The sequence below is a fragment of the Pseudomonas brassicacearum subsp. brassicacearum genome (assembly GCF_008801605.1).
In the GTDB taxonomy this organism is placed as follows: Bacteria; Pseudomonadota; Gammaproteobacteria; order Pseudomonadales; family Pseudomonadaceae; genus Aquipseudomonas; species Aquipseudomonas brassicacearum.
Genome location: NZ_VZPJ01000034.1, coordinates 1 through 1,809, shown reverse-complemented (window position 1 = coordinate 1,809; position 1,809 = coordinate 1). Strand labels below are relative to the sequence as shown.

General features: G+C 66.1%; 1 protein-coding gene. It reads left to right on the top strand.

The genetic code is table 11. From position 1 onward, the window contains the following. A partial coding sequence (locus F7R20_RS31365) for a DUF6531 domain-containing protein (protein ID WP_151180633.1) occupies positions 1 to 1,809 on the top strand: 1,809 nt, incomplete at both ends.

Here is a 1,809-nt window from a genome sequence, read left to right as displayed (position 1 = left end):
CACGACGACGCCCCGGCCCAGTCGAAAAACCCCAACGGCGACAGCGCCGACACTGCGGCCCAGACCCAGACCAGCGGCTGCCCGGTGTCGATGGTCACCGGCGAAGAACTGCTGACCCTCGACGACGGCACCCTCGATGGTCGCTTGCCGTTCGTCTTCACCCGTTTGTACCGCACCAGCGCCGCCGACCTGGACGTCGGCCTCGGGCGCGGTTGGAGCCATGCCCTGGCCCATCGCTTGGAACTCGACGGTGAGCAGGTCACCTGGGTCGACCAGGAAAACCGCCGCACGACCTTTCCGCTGCCCAGCGCCCAGCGTCCGGCGATCCACAACAGCCTGGCCCGCGCAGCGATCTACCTGGGCACCGAGGCGGACGAACTGATCGTCGCCCAACCCGGCGAAAACGCTCCATTCCTGCACTTTCGCGACGGCCACCTGAGCGCCCTCAGCGACCGCTACGACAACCGCCTGACCATCCTGCGCAACATCCATGGCGACATCAGCCGCCTGGACAACGGCGCCGGGCGCGCCTTGCGCCTGCGTTACGAACAGCGCCACCTGATTGCCGTCGATTACCAGAGCTTCCATCCCGCCATCACCCTCGACGAAGCCTGGCAGACCGAGCAGACGCTGGTGTCCTACCGCTACGACGGACGTTTCCGACTGATCGAAGCGACCAATGCTGCCGGTGAAAGCGAGCGCTACGACTACGACGACCGGCACGTCATCCTCCAGCGACAACTGGCCGGTGGCGCGAGTTTTTATTGGGAATGGCAAGGCCTCGGGCCGGCGTCCCGCTGCGTACGGCATTGGGCCTCGTTTGCGCAGATGGACAGCCGCTACACCTGGGCCGAGGACGGCAGCGTCACGGTCCGGCACCTGGATGGCAGCCAGGAGGTGTATGTCCACGACGACCGGGCGCGGCTGGTGCGCAAGGTCGAGCCCGACGGCGGCGAGCACCTCAAGGCCTACGACGAACAGGGCCGGCTGATTGCTGAGCAGGACCCGTTGGGGGCGGTCAGCGAATACCGCTACGACGAGGTCGGACGGCTGGTGGCGCTGCTTCCCCCGGATGAGGCGCCGACGTCCTACGAATACCGCAACGGTTTCCTGCACGCCCGTTCACGCGGCAAGGCCGTGTGGACCTACCGGCGCAATGCCCGCGGCGACGTGATCGTCCTCATCGACCCGGATGGCCGGCGCACGGAATATGCCTACGACGCCCATGGGCAACTGCTGGCGACGTATGCCCCGGACGGTGGTGAACATCGCTTCACCTGGAGTCGCCTGGGCCAACTGACCGAAGAGATCCTGCCCGACGGCGGTCGCCGGTGTTTTTCCTACGACGCCCTGGGGCGTTTGCTCAGCCGCCAGGACGAACACGGCGCGCTCACGCACTACCAATGGGACGCCGTCGGCCGACTGCTGCAGGTGACCTTGCCCAACGGTGCCACCCGAACCTGGCGCTACAACGCCTACGGCAAGGTCACCGCCGAGTGCGATGAACAAGGGCGGGTCACCCGCTACGAATACGCCGACGACCTGCACCTGGTCAGCCGCCGCCTGAACCCCGACGGCAGCGAGCTGAAGTACCGCTACGACTCGGCGCGGCTGTTGCTGACCGAAATCGAAAACGAATCCGGCGAAAAATATCAGCTGGACTACACGCCCAACGGCTTGATCCGACAGCAAGTCGGCTTCGACGGCCAACGCACTGCCTACGCCTACGGCCTCAACGGCCACCTGCTGGAAAAAACCGAGCACGGCGAGGACGGTTCACAACGGCTCACCCAGTACCAGCGCGACGCG